The organism is Pseudomonas sp., assembly GCF_041601375.1.
Lineage (GTDB): Bacteria > Pseudomonadota > Gammaproteobacteria > Pseudomonadales > Pseudomonadaceae > Aquipseudomonas.
Genome location: NZ_JBFIIG010000095.1, coordinates 1 through 16,087, shown reverse-complemented (window position 1 = coordinate 16,087; position 16,087 = coordinate 1). Strand labels below are relative to the sequence as shown.

Below are 16,087 nucleotides of genomic sequence, written 5' to 3'. Positions count from 1 at the left end.
GTCATTGCCCGCGGCCACGGCATAGAAAATCCCCGCCGCCGCCGAGTTCAGCACCGCCTCATCCAGTGCGTCGCTGGCCCCGCCGCCCAGGCTCATATTGGCCACGGCCGGCAGCATGGCATTGGCCGTCACCCAGTCCACGCCGGCGATCACCCCGGAGGTACTGCCCGTGCCGCCGCAGCCGAGCACCTTGACGCCCACCAGCTCGATTCCCGGTGCCACGCCCACCACATCCTGGGTATTGTCGATCGCGCCGACGCTACCGGCCACGTGGGTGCCATGCCCGTGACAGTCCTTGTTCGGCCCGCCGGCGAAGTTCACATGCTCCACGACATACAAGTCCGCGTGGCTGGTGTCGATTCCGGTGTCGATGACGTAGGCGTGCACGCCAGTCACACTGCCGCTGCCATCGCCCGCCAGGGTACTGCTGATATCCGCCTCGACACGAGCTATCCCCCAAGGCAGTTCTTGTGGCGCCGGGGCGGTGGAGCCGCGACGGTCCGGTTTGGCCGTTACGCCAGGCGCCTGCGTCGGAACCCCCATGACCGACATTGGCAGATCCGCCTCGATATAGGCCACCCGTGCATCGGCGCTCAGCACCGCCAGCTGCCAGTCGTTCAGGTGCGCCGAGAAGCCCTTGATGGCATGGCTGTAGACATGCCCCAGGCCGAAGCCGTGCAGACTGGCCAAGTGCTCGGCGGCGGCGCGCACCTCGGGTCTGACATAGTCGCCGTTGCCGGGCCGCTGTGGCGCCGGTGCCGCTGCAATGGCCGCGTCCGAGAAGATCACGATATAGGGATAGGGCGAAGCCGCCGTCTCGACTGCAATGGACAACAACCCCGCACCCGCCAGCAGCCACGCCGAAACCTTCATAGGCACCTCTTTCGCAGTGAGCGCTGCTCCGCGCGGCACGCCGCGCCGAATTTCCACTGGTTAAAGCGTAGTCAGGTTGTTGGCGGCCGCACCCGGCATGGGCCAGACTCTTTCGCAATTGAACGCCGGCTTTTTATGAATTCGACCGGCTAGCGGCAAGGCCTGTACCGGGCAACCGCTCAGAGCCACCCGGCGCGCAGCCCTCACCGGTCTAGCGGCTTCGGGTAAGATGCGCGCTGTTTGGCGCTGCGCTCGCGGCGCCTGTCGGGTTGTGGGGAAGTGGCTGTGCAAGTGACAGATGTGGTGATTATCGGCGCCGGGGCCGCCGGTTTGATGTGCGCGCTGACCGCCGCCGGGCGCGGGCGCCGGGTGCTGCTGCTCGACCACGCGAACAAGGCCGGCAAGAAGATCCTGATGTCCGGCGGCGGGCGCTGCAATTTCACCAACCTGTACTGCGAGCCGGACAACTTCCTCTCGGCGAACCCGCACTTCTGCAAGTCGGCGCTGGCGCGCTACACCCAGTGGGACTTCATCGGCCTGGTGGGCAAGCATGGCGTGGCCTACCACGAGAAGAAGCTCGGCCAGCTGTTCTGCGACCACAAGGCCAGCGACATCCTCGGCATGCTCCTGGACGAGTGCGCGCAGGCCGGGGTCGAACTGCGCCTGGAGACCTCGGTCAGCGAGATCGCCAAGCTCGAGACCGGTTACCAGTTGCAGACCAGCGCCGGCCTGGTCAGCTGCGCGTCGCTGGTGATCGCCACCGGCGGCCTGTCGATCCCGACCCTCGGCGCCAGCGGCTTCGGCTACCAGGTGGCCAGGCAGTTCGGCCATACCCTGCTGCCGACCCGCGCCGGGCTGGTGCCCTTCAGCATCACCGATCCGCAGTTGAAGGCGCTGTGCACGGAGTTGTCCGGCACCTCGGTGGAGGACTGCCTGGTCAGTTGCAACGGCCAGAGCTTTCGCGAGAACATCCTGTTCACCCACCGCGGCCTTTCCGGGCCGGCGATCCTGCAGATTTCCTCGTTCTGGCAGCCGGGCGACACCGTGCATATCGACCTGCTGCCGCATATCGACCTGCCCGAGTGGCTGGCCGAACAGCAGCGCGAGCGGCCGAACAGCGAGCTGAAGACCCTGCTCGCCGAGCTGTTCACCAAGAAGATGGCCGGGTTGCTGGCCGACAGCTGGTTCGTCAGCAAGCCGATGAAGCAATACACCTCCGGCGAACTCAAGGCGATTGCCGAACAGTTGGCCGACTGGCAGCTGGTGCCAGCCGGCACCGAGGGCTATCGCACCGCCGAGGTGACCCTGGGCGGCGTCGACACCCGCGAGGTGTCGTCGAAGACCCTGGAGTCGCTGAAAAGCCCGGGGCTGTACTTCATCGGCGAGGTGCTGGATGTCAGCGGCCATCTCGGCGGCTTCAACTTCCAGTGGGCCTGGGCCTCGGGCTATGCTGCGGCGCAGTACGTCTGAGCCGATGCCGCCCCCGCTCAAGGATCGACCCTGCGCATGACCCAAGACCAAGTCCTGATTCTCGCGATTTTGCTGGCCACCATGGGCCTGTTCATCTGGGGCCGTTGGCGCCACGACATCGTCGCCCTCGGCTCGCTGCTGGCCTGCGTGCTGGCCGGGCTGGTGCCGGACGAGCAGGCCTTCGCCGGCTTCGGCCACCCGGCGGTGATCACCGTGGCCTGCGTGCTGGTCCTGAGCTTCGGTCTGCAGAGAACCGGGGCGGTGGATGCCCTGGCCCGGCGCGTGCTGCCCAGCGATGCCGGGCCGATGCTGTCGATCGCCGCGCTGACCGGCCTCGGCGCCCTGCTCTCGGCCTTCATGAACAACGTCGGCGCCCTCGCCCTGCTGATGCCCATCGCCCTGCAGATCGCCAACAAGCAGGAGCTGCCCCCCGGCCGGGTGCTGATGCCGCTGGCCTTCGGCACCATCCTCGGCGGCATGACCACCCTGATCGGCACCCCGCCCAACCTGATCGTCTCCAGCTTTCGCGCCCAGAGCGGCGCCGGCCCCTTCGCCATGTTCGACTTCAGCCCGGTCGGGGTTGCGGTGGCCGGCGCCGGGGTGCTGTTCATCGCCCTGATCGGCTGGCGCCTGGTGCCCAGGCGCGAGGTGGCCAGCGTGGCCAGCTTCGACACCGGCCGCTACCTAACCGAGGCGCGGGTCAAGGAAGGGGCCAAGGCCGAGGGCAAGAGCCTGCGCGAAGTCGAGCAGATGCTCGACGAGGCCGACGCCCAGGTGGTCGCCATGGTGCGCAACAAGCTGCGCCTGTCGGCGCCCAACCCGCGGCGCATCCTGCGCGCCGACGACGTACTGGTGATCGAGGCCGAGCCCGAGGCCCTCGGCGAGGTGCTCGGTAAACTGGGGCTCAAGCTCGAAGCCGAGCACGACAAGAAAGAAACCGACAAGACTGAAGAGGCCGAGGCCGACACGAAGGGCAAGGACAGCGGCGAGGAAAAGGCCGCGGAGAAGAAGGACAGCGACGAAGACAGCGTGCTGCAGGAACTGCTGGTGCGCCCCGACTCGCGCCTGATCGGCCTCTCGGTCAGCAGCATCCACCTGCGCAGCAGCTACAGCATCAACCTGCTGGCCATCTCGCGGCACAGCCACCGCTCGGTCAAGCGCCTGCGCTCCACCGAGATCGAACGCGCCGACGTGCTGCTGATGCAGGGCGCGGCGAGCGACATCGCCGAATTTGCCGCCGACTATGCCTGCGTACCGCTGGCCGACCGCGCCATCAGCATCCCCAACCCGGCCCAGGCAGGCCTGGCCGCGGGGGTGATGCTGCTGGCGGTGCTGCTCGCCGGCTTTGGCCTGCTGTCGGCGGCGGTGGCCTTCGCCGCCGGCGTGCTGGTGTTCATGGTGACCCGTGTGGTGCCCCTGCGCCTGCTCTATCAGTCCATCGACTGGCCGGTGATCGTCCTGCTCGGCGCCCTCATACCGGTGGCCGGGGCCATGTCCGCCACGGGCGCGGCCGACCTGCTGGCACGCCTGCTGATGGAGCACGTCGCCCAGGGCAATCCGGTGGTGGTGCTGACCCTGCTGCTGGTGGTGACCATGACCCTCTCCGACTTCATGAACAATGCCGCCACCGCCGCGGTGATGTGCCAGATCGCCCTGAGCGCGGCCACCCAGCTCGGGGTCAACCCCGATTCCCTGCTGATGGCCGTGGCGATCGGCGCCTCCTGCTCCTTCCTCACCCCCATCGGCCACCAGAACAACACCCTGATCCTCAGCCCCGGCGGCTTCCGCTTCGGCGACTACTGGCGCCTCGGCCTGCCGATGGAAATCATCGTGGTGGTGGTCAGCGTGCCGCTGCTATTGCTGGTCTGGCCGCTCTGAAACCCTAAGGCGCGGGGCCTGGCGGCAGCGGTTGGTCCGGCAGCCACTTGCGATAGAGCGCGGCGAAACTGCCATCGGCCTTCATGGCGTCCAGCTCGCTCTGCCAACGCTCGATCAGGGCGTCGTCGGTTTGCGGCGAGAAGGCGATATAGGCATCGTTGTGCATGAAACTGAACAACGCCTGCATTTCGCCGACCTGCACGCCGCCCCGATTAAGCAAGGCGCTGAGGCTGAGGCTGTCCAGCACTATCAGCTTGACCCGCCCGCGCTTGAGCATGAGGATCATCTGCGTCGGCCCGGTCACCGGGTGCAGGTTGGTGAAGCCTTCGGCGCGCAGGTACTGGTGGCTGTACCAGTCGCGCGGCACCGCGATGACGTCGAAGCGGCGCGCCTCCTCCAGACTGTCGATGCGCAATGCGGAACTGCGCAGGGCATAGAGGCTGGTGACGGTGCGGGCCAGCGGACCGACCCACTTGAACAGCTGCTCGCGCTCGGCGGTGCGCATGGTGACGAACAGCCCGGTATTGGGCCGCACCTGGGCAAGCTGATAGCCACGCGCCCAGGGCACCACGCTGATCGGCGCCTGCTGCCCGGTGCGCTGCATGATCGCGCGCACCACCTCGGTCGCCAGGCCGGTCGGCTCGCCGTCCTGGCTGAAATTGACCGGTGGGTATTCCTCGGTGTAGAGGCGCAACGCCTCGGCTTGCGTCGCGCCAGCCAGGCAGCAACCGAGCAATAGCGCACAGAGCATTCGGCCCACCCCCCCATGAAAAGGTGCGACGGTCACGGGTGATCCCTCATGCAGGGTGAAGTGGTGGCTTGAGCATAGTCAGCGTGGCGCTCTGTGCCAGATCAAGCGGCCGGGGTCATGCCGAGGACGATATCGAAGCGCGCCACCTGTACACCCGCCCGCGCGCCTGCCACCGGGACGAAGGGCACGACCAGGCGTTCGCGCAGGCGCGGATCGCGGATCGCATTGAGCACGCCATCGCGCTGATTGAGCGGCTCGCCGCGGATGTAACACTGGGTGGCGAAGCGCGGCAGACCGGGCAGGGACACGGCGAAATGGATATGCGGAGTGCGTCCCGGGTAGGGCACCGGGCGTATGGTCCGGAAGCGGTAGCCACCGTCGCTGGCGGTTTCGAAGCGGCCATAACCCTGGAAATTCGGGTCGCGCCGAGCTCGATCGCCGCCACGGCTGTGCAGGTAGATGCCATTGGCATCGACCTGCCAGATTTCCACCAGGGCGCCCTTGAGGGGCTCGCCGCGGGCATCGAGAATCTGCCCGTGCAGCTGCACCACGGTGCCGATGGCTTGAGGCGAGTGGTCGCCTACCTGCAGCAGGTCGTTGTCCTGATCCAGCGGCAGTTGGTCGGGATAGAAGGGCCCGCGCGTCTGCGCCGGGGTCAACAGCAACTCGGCGAAGAGCCCCGGGCTGGCCAGCAGCAAGCTGCCCCCGCCGAGCCCGACCAGCAGCCGACGGCGACTGATGTGTGACGGGGTCATGCTTGCCTCCACGGATTGGATGCCCATCTTTACAGATTAGCTGCCATACCGCGGCCGCGGGGCTCTGCCTGCGGCTAGGCCGGCTCGGGCGGCGATCCGTTCGGAGCGCAGCGACAACCCGCCAAATGTTGCGCCGCACCGGAGATCCATGGTGCACTGCCTTCGGCGAGTGGCTCCCTACGGATCGCGGATTGCGCTCAATCCTGGCCGTCACGAAACCGGTGGATCTGCCGACGCTGCTTCTTGCTTGGTCGGCCGTCGGTCTGCACGCCCAGGGCACCGGCCTTGCGCTGCGCGGCGGCCTGCTCGCGGCGAGCTATGCTCTCGGCGGTTTCGCTGTACAGCGCCTGGGCCTCGGGGGCGCCGCGGCGCACCCCGGACAAGGCCTGAACGACCACGGTGCGCTCGTCGAAACCGATGCGGATCAGCAGTTCGTCGCCGATCCGCGGCTCCTTGCCCGGCTTGCAGCGCTCGCCACGGCAATGCACCTTGCCGCCCTCGATCGCCGCCTTGGCCAGGGCGCGGGTCTTGAAGAAACGTGCGGCCCACAGCCATTTGTCCAGGCGTATCTTGTCGTCTTCTTTGTCGTCTGCTTTGTTGCTCATCGCACTCTCGATCGAAACGGCCAGCTGAAGTGAATTTTGCCTGATGCAGTTGTCATGAGGCCCAACTAGAATGCCCGCAACTATAGGCCAACCCGGCCTGACGGAATTCGCCCAATTTGAAGACCTTCGACCATCTCAGCGTGATCGGCCTGCGCGAATGGATCAACCTGCCCGAGCTGGGCATGGTCGGCCTGCGCGCGAAAATCGACACCGGCGCCAGCACCTCCTGCCTGCACGCCAGCGATATCCAGCCGTTTCAGCGCGATGGCGAAGACTGGGTGCGCTTCACCGCGCACCTCGGCACCCTGGTGCAACGGCGCCATCGCTGCGAGGCGCCGCTGGTGACGGTGAAGAACATCAAGAGTTCCACCGGCCATGTGCAGAGCCGCTACGTGATCCGTACCCACCTGGTCCTGGGCGATCGCCTGTGGCCGGTGGAATTCACCCTGACCTGCCGCAAGACCATGCGCTACCGCGTGCTGCTCGGTTCCAAGGCGCTGGTTGCTGGCCAACTGGTGGTCAACCCGGCGCTGACCTACGTTCAAGACAAACCCTCGCTTGCTGACCTTTCTGGTGCCCCATGAAAATCGCCGTGCTGTCGCGCAATCCGCGCCTGTATTCCACTCGTCGCCTGGTCGAAGCCGGTCAGTTGCGCGGCCATGAGGTGGTGGTCATCGACACCCTGCGCGCCTACATGAACATCGCCAGCCACAAGCCGCAGATCCACTACCGCGGCCAACCGCTGGAAGGCTTCGATGCGGTGATCCCGCGGATCGGCGCCTCGGTGACCTTCTATGGCTGTGCGGTGCTACGTCAGTTCGAGATGATGGGCGTATTCCCGCTCAACGAGTCGGTGGCCATCGCCCGCTCACGCGACAAGCTGCGCTCACTGCAACTGCTCTCAAGGCGCGGCATCGGCTTGCCGGTCACCGGCTTCGCCCACTCCCCCGACGATATCGACGACCTGATCCAGATGGTCAATGGCGCGCCGCTGGTGATCAAGGTGCTGGAAGGTACTCAGGGCATAGGCGTGGTGCTCTGCGAAACCGCCAAGGCCGCCGAGTCGGTGATCGAGGCCTTCATGGGCCTCAAGCAGGACATCATGGTCCAGGAGTACATCAAGGAAGCCGGCGGCGCGGATATCCGCTGTTTCGTGGTCGGCGACAAGGTGATCGCCTCGATGAAACGCCAGGCCAAGCCCGGCGAGTTCCGCTCCAACCTGCACCGCGGCGGCAGCGCCAGCCTGATCAAGATCACCCCGGAGGAGCGCATGACCGCGATCCGCGCCGCCAAGGTCATGGGCCTGTCGGTGGCCGGGGTGGATATTCTGCGCTCCAACCATGGCCCGCTGGTGATGGAGGTCAACTCGTCCCCGGGCCTGGCAGGCATCGAGACCACCACCGGCAAGGATGTCGCCAGCCTGGTGATCCAGTACCTGGAAAAGAACGGCAGCCCCAACCGCACGCGCACCCGTGGCCAGGGCTAGCCGGTAAGGCCGGGCCTGCCTCGAAGTTGCACCGCATTAGCCGTAGCCCGCCTGAATTTATAGAGCAGGCCTTGGCGCAGCCCGGGACTAGGTCAGCCGGATTGCGCTTGAGCTTATCCGGCTAAGGCTTCTTGCTGCTAGCAGGCCGTTGAAAAATGTTGGCGAGGCAGCCAGCGCAAGGCAAAAACAGGCGAAAAGCGGAGTTTACGAGTTGTAAATGCGCATTTGAGCCTGTTTTTAACGCCGCGATGGCCACGCAGGTAATTTTTCAACAGCCTGCTAGACCGCATCGCGCGGCAACAGCAGCCCCAGCGGCAGACAGACCCGCGCCTCCAGGCCGCCGCCGCAGCGGTTGCGCAGTTCGACGCTGCCGCCGTGCAGGGCGGCGATGCGCTTGACGATGGCCAGGCCGAGCCCGGCACCCTGGCCGCCGCGGGCGCGGTCGCCGCGGATGAAGGGATTGAAGATGCTGCTCAGCTCGGCCGGATCGATGCCGGCACCGCGGTCGAGCACACTGAGCACGACGTAGGGCGCGCTGTGGTCGTCGGACACCGACACGGCGACTTCGACCGCATTGCCGCCATAGCGCAGGGCGTTCTCGATCAGATTGACCAGCAGGCGCTTGATCGATACCCGCCGCAGTGGAAAGATCGGCACCGGTTCCAGGCACAGGCGCACCAGCTCGCGCTGCTGGTTATAGGGCGCCACCACTTCGCGGATCAACTCGAGCAGGTCGAGCTGCTCCAGCGGCTCGTCGCGACCGTCGCGGATAAAGGCGAGGAACTGATCGAGAATCGCGTCCATGTCCTCGATATCGCGGACCATGTCCTCGGTCAGTTCGGAGTCGTTGTTCAACAATTCCAGGGACAGGCGCAAGCGGGTCAGCGGCGTACGCAGGTCGTGGGACACCCCGGCCAGCATCAGCTCGCGTTCGCGGCCGGCCTGCTCGACGTCCTCGGCCATCTGGTTGAAGGCGCGATAGACCTCGGTCATCTCGCTCGGCGTATCGCTGACCGGCAGGCGCACACTGCGGCCCTGGCCGAGTTGGCGGGCGGCGAACACCAGGCGTTTCAAGGGTGCATTGAGCTGGCGCACGAAGATCCAGGCCGCCGCGGTGGACAGCAAGCCGATGCCGAGGAACCAGCCGAGCACGCTCCAGATCCGCTGGCCGCGCAGCGGGTGCGGATACAGTGGCACCCGCAGCCAGTCGTCGCCCAGCGCCGGGGCATGCACCCACAGCGCCGGCGGGCTTTTCGCGCGCACCCGCACCTCGGTCTCGGGGCCGAGTTCGACCTGCATCTGCCGCTGGAAAATCTCGCTGTAGGGCCAGTGCTGTTCGCTGGCCGGCACCTGGTCGCGGGGCGTGCGCTTGAGCCCCGCCGCCGCCGCGATGGTCGCACGATCCTCCGGAGCGGCCGCCCAGTAGGCGCGCAGGGTCAGCGCCGCGCCGTGGCTGTACTGGCGGTCGACCAGCACGTCCTCGTTCATCATCAGATAAACCAGGGTCAGCGCCTTGGAGAACAGCACCACGATCAGCACCAGCCAGAGGGTACGGGCGAAGAAGCTTTGCGGGAACCACAGCGGGGTTTTCATGAATAGCTACAAGGTCCGTGTAGGGTGGGTCGGGCCGCGGAGGTTAGCGGCGCCAACAAATCCGCAATGACGCGTGGGATGCCGGACGCCGCGTAACCCACCATTGCGATGGTATTGTCGCCGCTTTATCGGTGGGTTACGGCGCCCCGGATTGCCGTACGGCGTCAAACCGCGACGCGCCTAACCCACCCTACGACTTGGCTCCGTCCGGCACGAACACATAGCCCACGCCCCAGACCGTCTGGATATAGCGCGGCTTGGACGGATCCGGCTCGATCAGCCGGCGCAGGCGCGAAATCTGCACGTCGATGGAGCGTTCCAGCGCGTCCCACTCGCGGCCGCGGGCCAGATTCATCAGCTTGTCGCGGGTCAGCGGCTCGCGGGCATGCTGGACCAGGGCCTTGAGCACGGCGAACTCGCCGGTGGTGAGCATGTGCACCTCGTCGCCCTTCTTCAGCTCGCGGGTGGCCAGCGACAGCTCGTACTCGCCGAAACTCACGCTCTCGTCCTCGCTGCCCGGTGCCCCCGGCACCAGCGGCGCCTGACGGCGCAGCACGGCCTTGATCCGCGCCAGCAGCTCGCGCGGGTTGAAGGGTTTGGCCAGGTAGTCGTCGGCGCCCAGCTCCAGGCCCTGGATCCGGCTGGCTTCGTCGCCCTTGGCGGTGAGCATGATGATCGGCACCTGGTTGTTCGCCGCGCGCAACCGGCGGCAGGCCGACAAGCCGTCCTCGCCCGGCAGCATCAGGTCGAGTACCACCAGATGGAACAGCTCGCGGGCCAACAGGCGATCCATCTGCTCGACGTTCTCCACCGTGCGCACGCGGTAGCCCTGCTCCTCGAAGAAGCGCTCGAGCAGGCGCCGCAAGCGGGCATCGTCATCGACAACCAGAATTTTCTCGCCTTCAAGCGGAAGTGCAGTGCTGCTCATAGAAGCTCCTTGACCAAGAATCTGCGCCGCCGGTCGGGCGTGAACAGTTTCCAATGCCGGCATTATGGCTCAGCCGCCGCGATCACCGGGGCAGCCATTGTTAGCAGATTTGTCATATCAAGCCGTCAACCCGCTCAGGCTGAAAACCGGCTGGGCACAACAACCCCGTCTTGCAGCTTATGGCTTACGGCTTGCCGCTAATGGCTATAATGCGCCGCTCTATCGTCTGGCCGCGCTCTACGTGGTCGGTTTTTCGTTCCAGTGTGGATAGCGCCTTATGCTCAGCATCAACAACCGCATCGCCGAAGAACTGGGCGTGCGCCCGCAACAGGTCGCCGCCGCCGTAGCGCTGCTCGACGAGGGCTCGACCGTGCCCTTCATCGCCCGCTACCGCAAGGAAGTCACCGGCAGCCTGGATGACACCCAGTTGCGTAACCTGGAAGAGCGCCTGCGCTACCTGCGCGAGCTGGACGATCGCCGCGCCAGCATCCTCGCCAGCATCGAGGAACAGGGCAAGCTGACGCCCGAACTGACCCGCGAGATCAACCTGGCCGAGACCAAGACCCGCCTCGAAGACCTGTATCTGCCGTACAAGCAGAAGCGCCGCACCAAGGGCCAGATCGCCCTGGAAGCCGGCCTCGGCGAGCTGGCCGACGCCCTGTTTGGCGACCCAACACTGAATCCGGAAAGCGAAGCAGCGCGCTTCGTCGACGCCGAAAAAGGCTACCCCGACATCAAGGCTGTACTCGAAGGCGCCAAGTACATCCTCATGGAGCGCTTCGCCGAGGACGCCACCCTGCTGGCCAATCTGCGCAGCTTCCTCAAGGACAACGCCACCCTCAGCGCCCGCCTGATTGCCGGCAAGGAGCAGGAAGGCGCCAAGTTCCGCGATTACTTCGAGCACGACGAGAAGCTGAAAAATGCCCCCTCGCACCGTGCCCTGGCGATCTTCCGCGGGCGCAACGAGGGCTTCCTCAGCGCCAGCCTGAAGATCGGCGAAGAGCTGCCCGGCACCCTGCACCCTTGCGAGGGCATGGTCGCCGAGCGCTTCGGCATCAGCAACCAGGGCCGCGCCGCCGACAAATGGCTGGGCGAAGTGGTGCGCTGGACCTGGAAGGTCAAGCTCTACACCCACCTGGAAACCGACCTGCTCGGCGAGCTGCGCGAAGGCGCCGAAGACGAGGCGATCTCGGTGTTCGCCCGTAACATGCACGACCTGCTGCTGGCCGCCCCGGCCGGTCCGCGCGCGACCCTCGGCCTCGACCCGGGCCTGCGCACCGGTTGCAAGGTCGCGGTGGTGGATGCCACCGGCAAGCTGCTCGACACCGCCACCGTCTACCCGCACGTGCCGAAGAACCAGTGGGACCAGACCCTCGCCGTGCTCGCCGCACTGTGCGCCAAGCACTCGGTCGACCTGATCGCCATCGGCAACGGCACCGCCAGCCGCGAGACCGACAAGCTGGCCGCCGAGCTGATCAAGAAGTACCCGGGTCTGAAGATGACCAAGGTGATGGTCAGCGAGGCCGGCGCCTCGGTGTATTCGGCCTCGGAACTGGCGGCCAAGGAATTCCCCGAGCTCGACGTGTCGATCCGCGGTGCGGTGTCGATCGCCCGGCGCCTGCAGGACCCGCTGGCCGAGCTGGTGAAGATCGACCCGAAATCCATCGGCGTCGGCCAGTACCAGCACGACGTGTCCCAGCTCAAGCTGGCGCGCTCGCTGGATGCGGTGGTGGAAGACTGCGTGAACGCCGTCGGCGTCGACGTCAACACCGCCTCGGCCGCCCTGCTGGCGCGCATCTCCGGGCTCAACGCGACCCTGGCGCAGAACATAGTCGCGCACCGCGACGCCAACGGCGCGTTCAAGAGCCGCGACGCGCTGAAGAAGGTGTCGCGCCTGGGCGAGAAGACCTTCGAGCAGGCCGCCGGCTTCCTCCGCGTGATGAACGGCGACAACCCGCTGGACGCCTCGGCGGTGCACCCGGAAACCTACCCGCTGGTGCAGCGCATCGCCGCCGACACCGGCCGCGACATCCGTTCGCTGGTCGGCGATGCGGCCTTCATCAAGCGCCTCGACCCGAAGAAATTCACCGACGAAAGCTTCGGCCTGGTGACCGTCGGCGACATCCTGCAAGAGCTGGAAAAACCCGGCCGCGACCCGCGCCCGGAGTTCAAGACCGCCGAGTTCCAGGAGGGCGTCGAAACCCTCAAGGACCTCGAACTGGGGATGATCCTCGAAGGCGTGGTGACCAACGTCACCAATTTCGGCGCCTTCGTCGACATCGGCGTGCACCAGGACGGCCTGGTGCACATCTCGGCGCTGTCGGAGAAGTTCATCAAGGACCCGCACGAGGCGGTCAAGGCCGGCGACGTGGTCAAGGTCAAGGTGATGGAGGTGGACATCCCGCGTAACCGCATCGCCCTGTCGATGCGCATGGGCGACACCCCGGGCGAAAAGATCGAGGGGACGCGCAACGGTCCGCGTGGCGGCGGCAAGCGCGACGCCAGCCCGCGTCCGCCGGCCAGCAAGCCGCGCGCCGAGCCGCAACCCGCCAGCAACGCCGCCATGGCCGCGCTGTTCGCCAACGCCAAGCAGCTGAGGAAGTAAACCATGAGCAACACGCCCCCGGTCGGCCAGGACAGCGCCTTCAGCAAACTGCTCGGCATGACCATCGAGAAGGCCGAAAACGGTGAAGCCCAGGTGCGCATGAGCATGCAGGATCACCTGCTCAACCTGCACGGGCGCATGCACGGCGGCGCGCTGTTCTCGCTGATCGACACCGCACTCGGCCAAGCCAGCCACAGCCTGTTCGGCGGCGAGGCCGGCAGCATGACCCTGGAATGCAAGGTCAACTACATCCGCGCGGTCAACGAGGGCGAGATAGTCTGCAACGCCCGCGTGCTGAATGCCGGGCGCAAGGTGCATGTGCTGGAAGCGCGGGTGCAGCAGGGCGACAAACTGATCGCCACGGCCCAGGCCACCTTTATCTGCAAATAACCCGACGGCGCCCGCCGGACTCAGGTGCGAGAAAGAATCCCCGGGCGACAAGCGGGTCGCAAAGGCACAAGCAGCCTTCGCCAGCGTGTAATCGTCTGCGCCCAACCTGGGCTAGGGTAACCAGGCCGCGCTGCGTCCAGAGCGAACAGCCGCGGCGCAATTCACCGTTACCGGCCCCCTTGTAGAGCAATCGATTCGCCCCCATATTGGGGCGACCGACGCGTAAAGGAATGCAATCTTGAGCGACCTGTTCTCCCGCCGCCTGGCCCTGCTCGGCGAGCGCGCCAACCTCTCCCTGCTTTCCCAGTGCTTGCACGGCATCGAGCGCGAATGCCTGCGCGTCGACGGCGACGGCCAGTTGGCCCTGACCCCGCACCCGCCGGCGCTGGGCTCGGCGCTGACTCACCCGCTGATCACCACGGACTATTCCGAGGCCCTGCTGGAGTTCATCACCCCGGCCGAGCCCGACCCGGCCACCACCCTGGCCGATCTCGAACAGATCCATCGCTTCGTCTACAGCCAGCTCGACGGTGAATACCTGTGGAGCCCGTCGATGCCCTGCCCCCTGCCGGACGAGGAGACGATTCCGATCGCCGAGTACGGCAGCTCGCATATCGGCAAACTCAAATACGTCTACCGCAAGGGCCTGGCGCTGCGTTACGGCAAGACCATGCAGTGCATCGCCGGCATTCACTACAACTTCTCCGTGCCGGACAGCCTGTGGACACTGCTGCAGCAGGCAGAGGGCAATACCCGCGACGCACGCGACTACCAGTCGGCGCGCTACATCGCCCTGATCCGCAATTTCCGCCGCTACAGCTGGCTGCTGATGTACCTGTTCGGCGCCTCGCCGGCGCTGGACGCGGGCTTTTTGCGTGGCCGCCCGCACCAATTGCAGCAACTCGATGGCGAGACCCTGTACCTGCCCTACGCCACCAGCCTGCGCATGAGCGACCTGGGCTATCAGAGCAACGCCCAGGCCGGCCTCACGCCCTGCTACAACGACCTGAGCAGCTACACCGACAGCCTGCGCCAGGCGGTCGCCACGCCCTACCTGCCCTATGTCGAAATCGGCAGCAAGAAGGATGGCGAATGGCTGCAACTCAACACCAACATCCTGCAGATCGAGAACGAGTACTACTCGAACATCCGCCCGAAGCGTGTGGCCCACAGCGGTGAGCGGCCGATCCAGGCGCTGATGGCCCGTGGCGTGCAATACATCGAAGTGCGCTGCCTGGACATCAACCCCTTCCTGCCGTTGGGCATCGACCTGGTCGAGGCACGCTTCCTCGACGCCTTCCTGCTGTTCTGTGCGCTGCAGGAAAGCCCGCCACTGGGCGGCGACGAATGCCACGCCTGTACCGACAACTTCCTCAAGGTGGTCAAGGACGGCCGCCGCCCCGGCCTGCACCTGCAGCTGCGGGGCAAGCCCGTGGCGCTGCAGGCCTGGGCCCACGAACTGCTCGACAGTATCCAGCAAACGGCCAGCCTGCTCGACCAGAGCCATGGCGACGACGCATACAGCCAGGCCTTACAGGCCCAGCGCGCCAAGGTCGACGACGCCAGCCTGACCCCTTCGGCCCAGGTGCTGGCGCGCCTGCAGCAGGGCGAAAGCTTCAGCCAATTCGCCCTGCGCCAGAGCAAGCAGCACGCCGACTACTTCCGCAGCCAGCCGTTGAGCGCGGAGCAGCAGGCCGCCTTCGAATCCGCGAGCGCACGCTCACTGCGCGACCAGGCGGAGCTGGAAGCTCAGGAAGAAGGCGATTTCGACAGCTTTGCCGCGGCCTACCAGGCGAGCATCCTGGCCCCGGGAATTTAGGCAGGGAAAATATCGAAGGCCGCCGGGCAAGCGCAACGCAGTTGCGGCCGCCCGGCGACGGTCGCAGCAGGCAAGCGATTTTTCTCAGCCTCTTAGTCGACCCGATCACAAAAGCAAACAATGCAGCGAAAGCTGTGACCGGCAACCCAACCAGGCAAGCCGGGCGTAGCTAGCATAGGCACAGAGCGATCAACACGAGCGGTGCCCATGGAGTCCGACGCCCACCCCAAGGACGACCACCACTGGAGCCTGGAAAGCCTGAACAAGGCTTACCAGCAAGGCTACATGGCGGGCCTCACCGGCCAAGCCCGCGCCCGCCAAGGTCCCGCCGCCGAGGTGCTTGCCGCTGCCTGGGAGGCCGGCTGGGACGACGGCCACGAACAACAACTGCGTCAGCAGAAAAGCGCCTGAACCAGGGACACTCCCCGTCCTGGCGCAGGCCTGCTGCTTGCCTGCTCGACACACCCTTTTGCCATTCCTGCCACAAGGCCATTGCGCAACTTGTTGCGCAACAAAATGTGGATAAGCCTGTGGATACTTCGCTACAGGCCATGCAGTTAAAGGCCCGCGAATCAGTGCGCAACTTCCTGCGCACTGCTGCGCAAGAAGTTGCGCAGCTTTCCGTGACTTACCGCACCCTGTGACTTTTTCTCCTCAAATGGTCACGCTAACTTATTGGTTTTTATTACATTTATAAACATGGCACGTTTATCGCCTTCTACTGGACTCCCGGATCGCTTCAGATCCATGACCCAAGGCAAGGAAAGCACTCATGCCAACACCCGCGTATCTGTCTCTCGAAGGCACCAAGCAAGGCCTGATCACCGCCGGCACCTTCACCGAAGATTCGGTCGGCAACATCTTCCAGGAAGGTCATGAAGACCAGATCCTGGTCCAGGCCTTCAACCACCAGGTCATCATCCCGCGCGATCCG

At 65.8% G+C, this 16,087-nt stretch carries 15 protein-coding genes; 9 read left to right on the top strand and 6 right to left on the bottom strand.

Annotated features, from left to right (window positions below; all coding sequences use genetic code 11):
• Positions 1–873: S8 family serine peptidase (locus ABZE94_RS13415; protein WP_372876011.1), on the bottom strand; the 873-nt coding region annotated here is incomplete at its 3' end.
• 285 nt (positions 874–1,158) lie between these two features.
• On the opposite strand from ABZE94_RS13415, the gene ABZE94_RS13410 reads away from it, so the two are divergent.
• Both ABZE94_RS13410 and ABZE94_RS13405 read left to right on the top strand, forming a co-directional pair.
• On the top strand, positions 1,159–2,343 hold the full coding sequence (locus ABZE94_RS13410) for an NAD(P)/FAD-dependent oxidoreductase (RefSeq protein WP_372876010.1): 1,185 nt from the start codon (positions 1,159–1,161) through the stop codon (positions 2,341–2,343).
• 36 nt (positions 2,344–2,379) lie between these two features.
• Positions 2,380–4,221, top strand: coding sequence for an SLC13 family permease (locus ABZE94_RS13405; protein WP_372876009.1), 1,842 nt, complete (start codon positions 2,380–2,382; stop codon positions 4,219–4,221).
• Positions 4,222–4,225: 4 nt separating this feature from the next.
• Here the strand turns inward: ABZE94_RS13405 and ABZE94_RS13400 are convergent, their stop codons facing one another.
• From ABZE94_RS13400 to ABZE94_RS13390, 3 genes are all read right to left on the bottom strand, one after another.
• Complete coding sequence (locus tag ABZE94_RS13400; RefSeq protein WP_372876008.1) at positions 4,226–4,972, bottom strand: substrate-binding periplasmic protein; 747 nt, start codon at positions 4,970–4,972, stop codon at positions 4,226–4,228.
• 101 nt (positions 4,973–5,073) lie between these two features.
• Complete coding sequence (locus tag ABZE94_RS13395) at positions 5,074–5,727, bottom strand: intradiol ring-cleavage dioxygenase (RefSeq protein ID WP_372876007.1); 654 nt, start codon at positions 5,725–5,727, stop codon at positions 5,074–5,076.
• A gap of 197 nt (positions 5,728–5,924) precedes the next feature.
• Positions 5,925–6,332: an RNA-binding S4 domain-containing protein gene (locus tag ABZE94_RS13390; RefSeq protein WP_372876006.1), complete on the bottom strand. Its 408-nt coding sequence runs from the start codon at positions 6,330–6,332 to the stop codon at positions 5,925–5,927.
• Between the two features lie 149 nt (positions 6,333–6,481).
• Here ABZE94_RS13390 and ABZE94_RS13385 point away from each other — a divergent pair, with 149 nt between their 5' ends.
• On the top strand, positions 6,482–6,916 hold the full coding sequence (locus ABZE94_RS13385; protein WP_372876013.1) for an ATP-dependent zinc protease: 435 nt from the start codon (positions 6,482–6,484) through the stop codon (positions 6,914–6,916).
• Entirely contained in the window at positions 6,913–7,818 is a 906-nt protein-coding gene (rimK, locus tag ABZE94_RS13380; RefSeq protein ID WP_372876005.1) for a 30S ribosomal protein S6--L-glutamate ligase, read from the top strand. Before ABZE94_RS13385 ends, rimK begins: the two co-directional genes overlap by 4 nt.
• A 279-nt stretch (positions 7,819–8,097) precedes the next feature.
• On the opposite strand, the gene ABZE94_RS13375 is transcribed toward rimK, so the two are convergent.
• Together ABZE94_RS13375 and ompR are read right to left on the bottom strand one after the other, a co-directional pair.
• Complete coding sequence (locus ABZE94_RS13375; protein ID WP_372876004.1) at positions 8,098–9,411, bottom strand: ATP-binding protein; 1,314 nt, start codon at positions 9,409–9,411, stop codon at positions 8,098–8,100.
• A 190-nt stretch (positions 9,412–9,601) separates the two neighbouring features.
• Positions 9,602–10,339 (bottom strand): two-component system response regulator OmpR, encoded by a 738-nt coding sequence (gene ompR, locus ABZE94_RS13370; RefSeq protein ID WP_372876003.1) that lies wholly within the window; start codon positions 10,337–10,339, stop codon positions 9,602–9,604.
• A gap of 277 nt (positions 10,340–10,616) precedes the next feature.
• On the opposite strand from ompR, the gene ABZE94_RS13365 reads away from it, so the two are divergent.
• The 5 genes from ABZE94_RS13365 to tssD all read left to right on the top strand — a co-directional run.
• Positions 10,617–12,944 (top strand): Tex family protein, encoded by a 2,328-nt coding sequence (locus ABZE94_RS13365; protein ID WP_372876002.1) that lies wholly within the window; start codon positions 10,617–10,619, stop codon positions 12,942–12,944.
• Positions 12,945–12,947: 3 nt separating this feature from the next.
• Positions 12,948–13,334 (top strand): PaaI family thioesterase, encoded by a 387-nt coding sequence (locus ABZE94_RS13360; protein WP_372876001.1) that lies wholly within the window; start codon positions 12,948–12,950, stop codon positions 13,332–13,334.
• 238 nt (positions 13,335–13,572) lie between these two features.
• Positions 13,573–15,153, top strand: coding sequence for a glutamate--cysteine ligase (gene gshA, locus ABZE94_RS13355; RefSeq protein WP_372876000.1), 1,581 nt, complete (start codon positions 13,573–13,575; stop codon positions 15,151–15,153).
• Positions 15,154–15,360: 207 nt separating this feature from the next.
• Positions 15,361–15,564 (top strand): ribosome modulation factor, encoded by a 204-nt coding sequence (gene rmf / locus ABZE94_RS13350; protein WP_372875999.1) that lies wholly within the window; start codon positions 15,361–15,363, stop codon positions 15,562–15,564.
• A gap of 361 nt (positions 15,565–15,925) precedes the next feature.
• A partial coding sequence (gene tssD / locus ABZE94_RS13345; RefSeq protein ID WP_372876012.1) for a type VI secretion system tube protein TssD occupies positions 15,926–16,087 on the top strand: 162 nt, incomplete at its 3' end.

What these genes read in the sequence shown, in the direction of transcription:
- ABZE94_RS13365 (WP_372876002.1), top strand. Translation starts at nt 10,617, where the DNA reads ATGCTCAGCATCAACAACCGCATCGCCGAAGAACTGGGCGTGCGCCCG.
- rmf (WP_372875999.1), top strand. Translation starts at nt 15,361, where the DNA reads ATGGAGTCCGACGCCCACCCCAAGGACGACCACCACTGGAGCCTGGAA.
- ABZE94_RS13375 (WP_372876004.1), bottom strand. Translation starts at nt 9,411, where the DNA reads ATGAAAACCCCGCTGTGGTTCCCGCAAAGCTTCTTCGCCCGTACCCTC.
- ABZE94_RS13360 (WP_372876001.1), top strand. Translation starts at nt 12,948, where the DNA reads ATGAGCAACACGCCCCCGGTCGGCCAGGACAGCGCCTTCAGCAAACTG.
- ABZE94_RS13390 (WP_372876006.1), bottom strand. Translation starts at nt 6,332, where the DNA reads ATGAGCAACAAAGCAGACGACAAAGAAGACGACAAGATACGCCTGGAC.
- ABZE94_RS13405 (WP_372876009.1), top strand. Translation starts at nt 2,380, where the DNA reads ATGACCCAAGACCAAGTCCTGATTCTCGCGATTTTGCTGGCCACCATG.
- rimK (WP_372876005.1), top strand. Translation starts at nt 6,913, where the DNA reads ATGAAAATCGCCGTGCTGTCGCGCAATCCGCGCCTGTATTCCACTCGT.
- ABZE94_RS13400 (WP_372876008.1), bottom strand. Translation starts at nt 4,972, where the DNA reads ATGCTCTGTGCGCTATTGCTCGGTTGCTGCCTGGCTGGCGCGACGCAA.
- ompR (WP_372876003.1), bottom strand. Translation starts at nt 10,339, where the DNA reads ATGAGCAGCACTGCACTTCCGCTTGAAGGCGAGAAAATTCTGGTTGTC.
- ABZE94_RS13395 (WP_372876007.1), bottom strand. Translation starts at nt 5,727, where the DNA reads ATGACCCCGTCACACATCAGTCGCCGTCGGCTGCTGGTCGGGCTCGGC.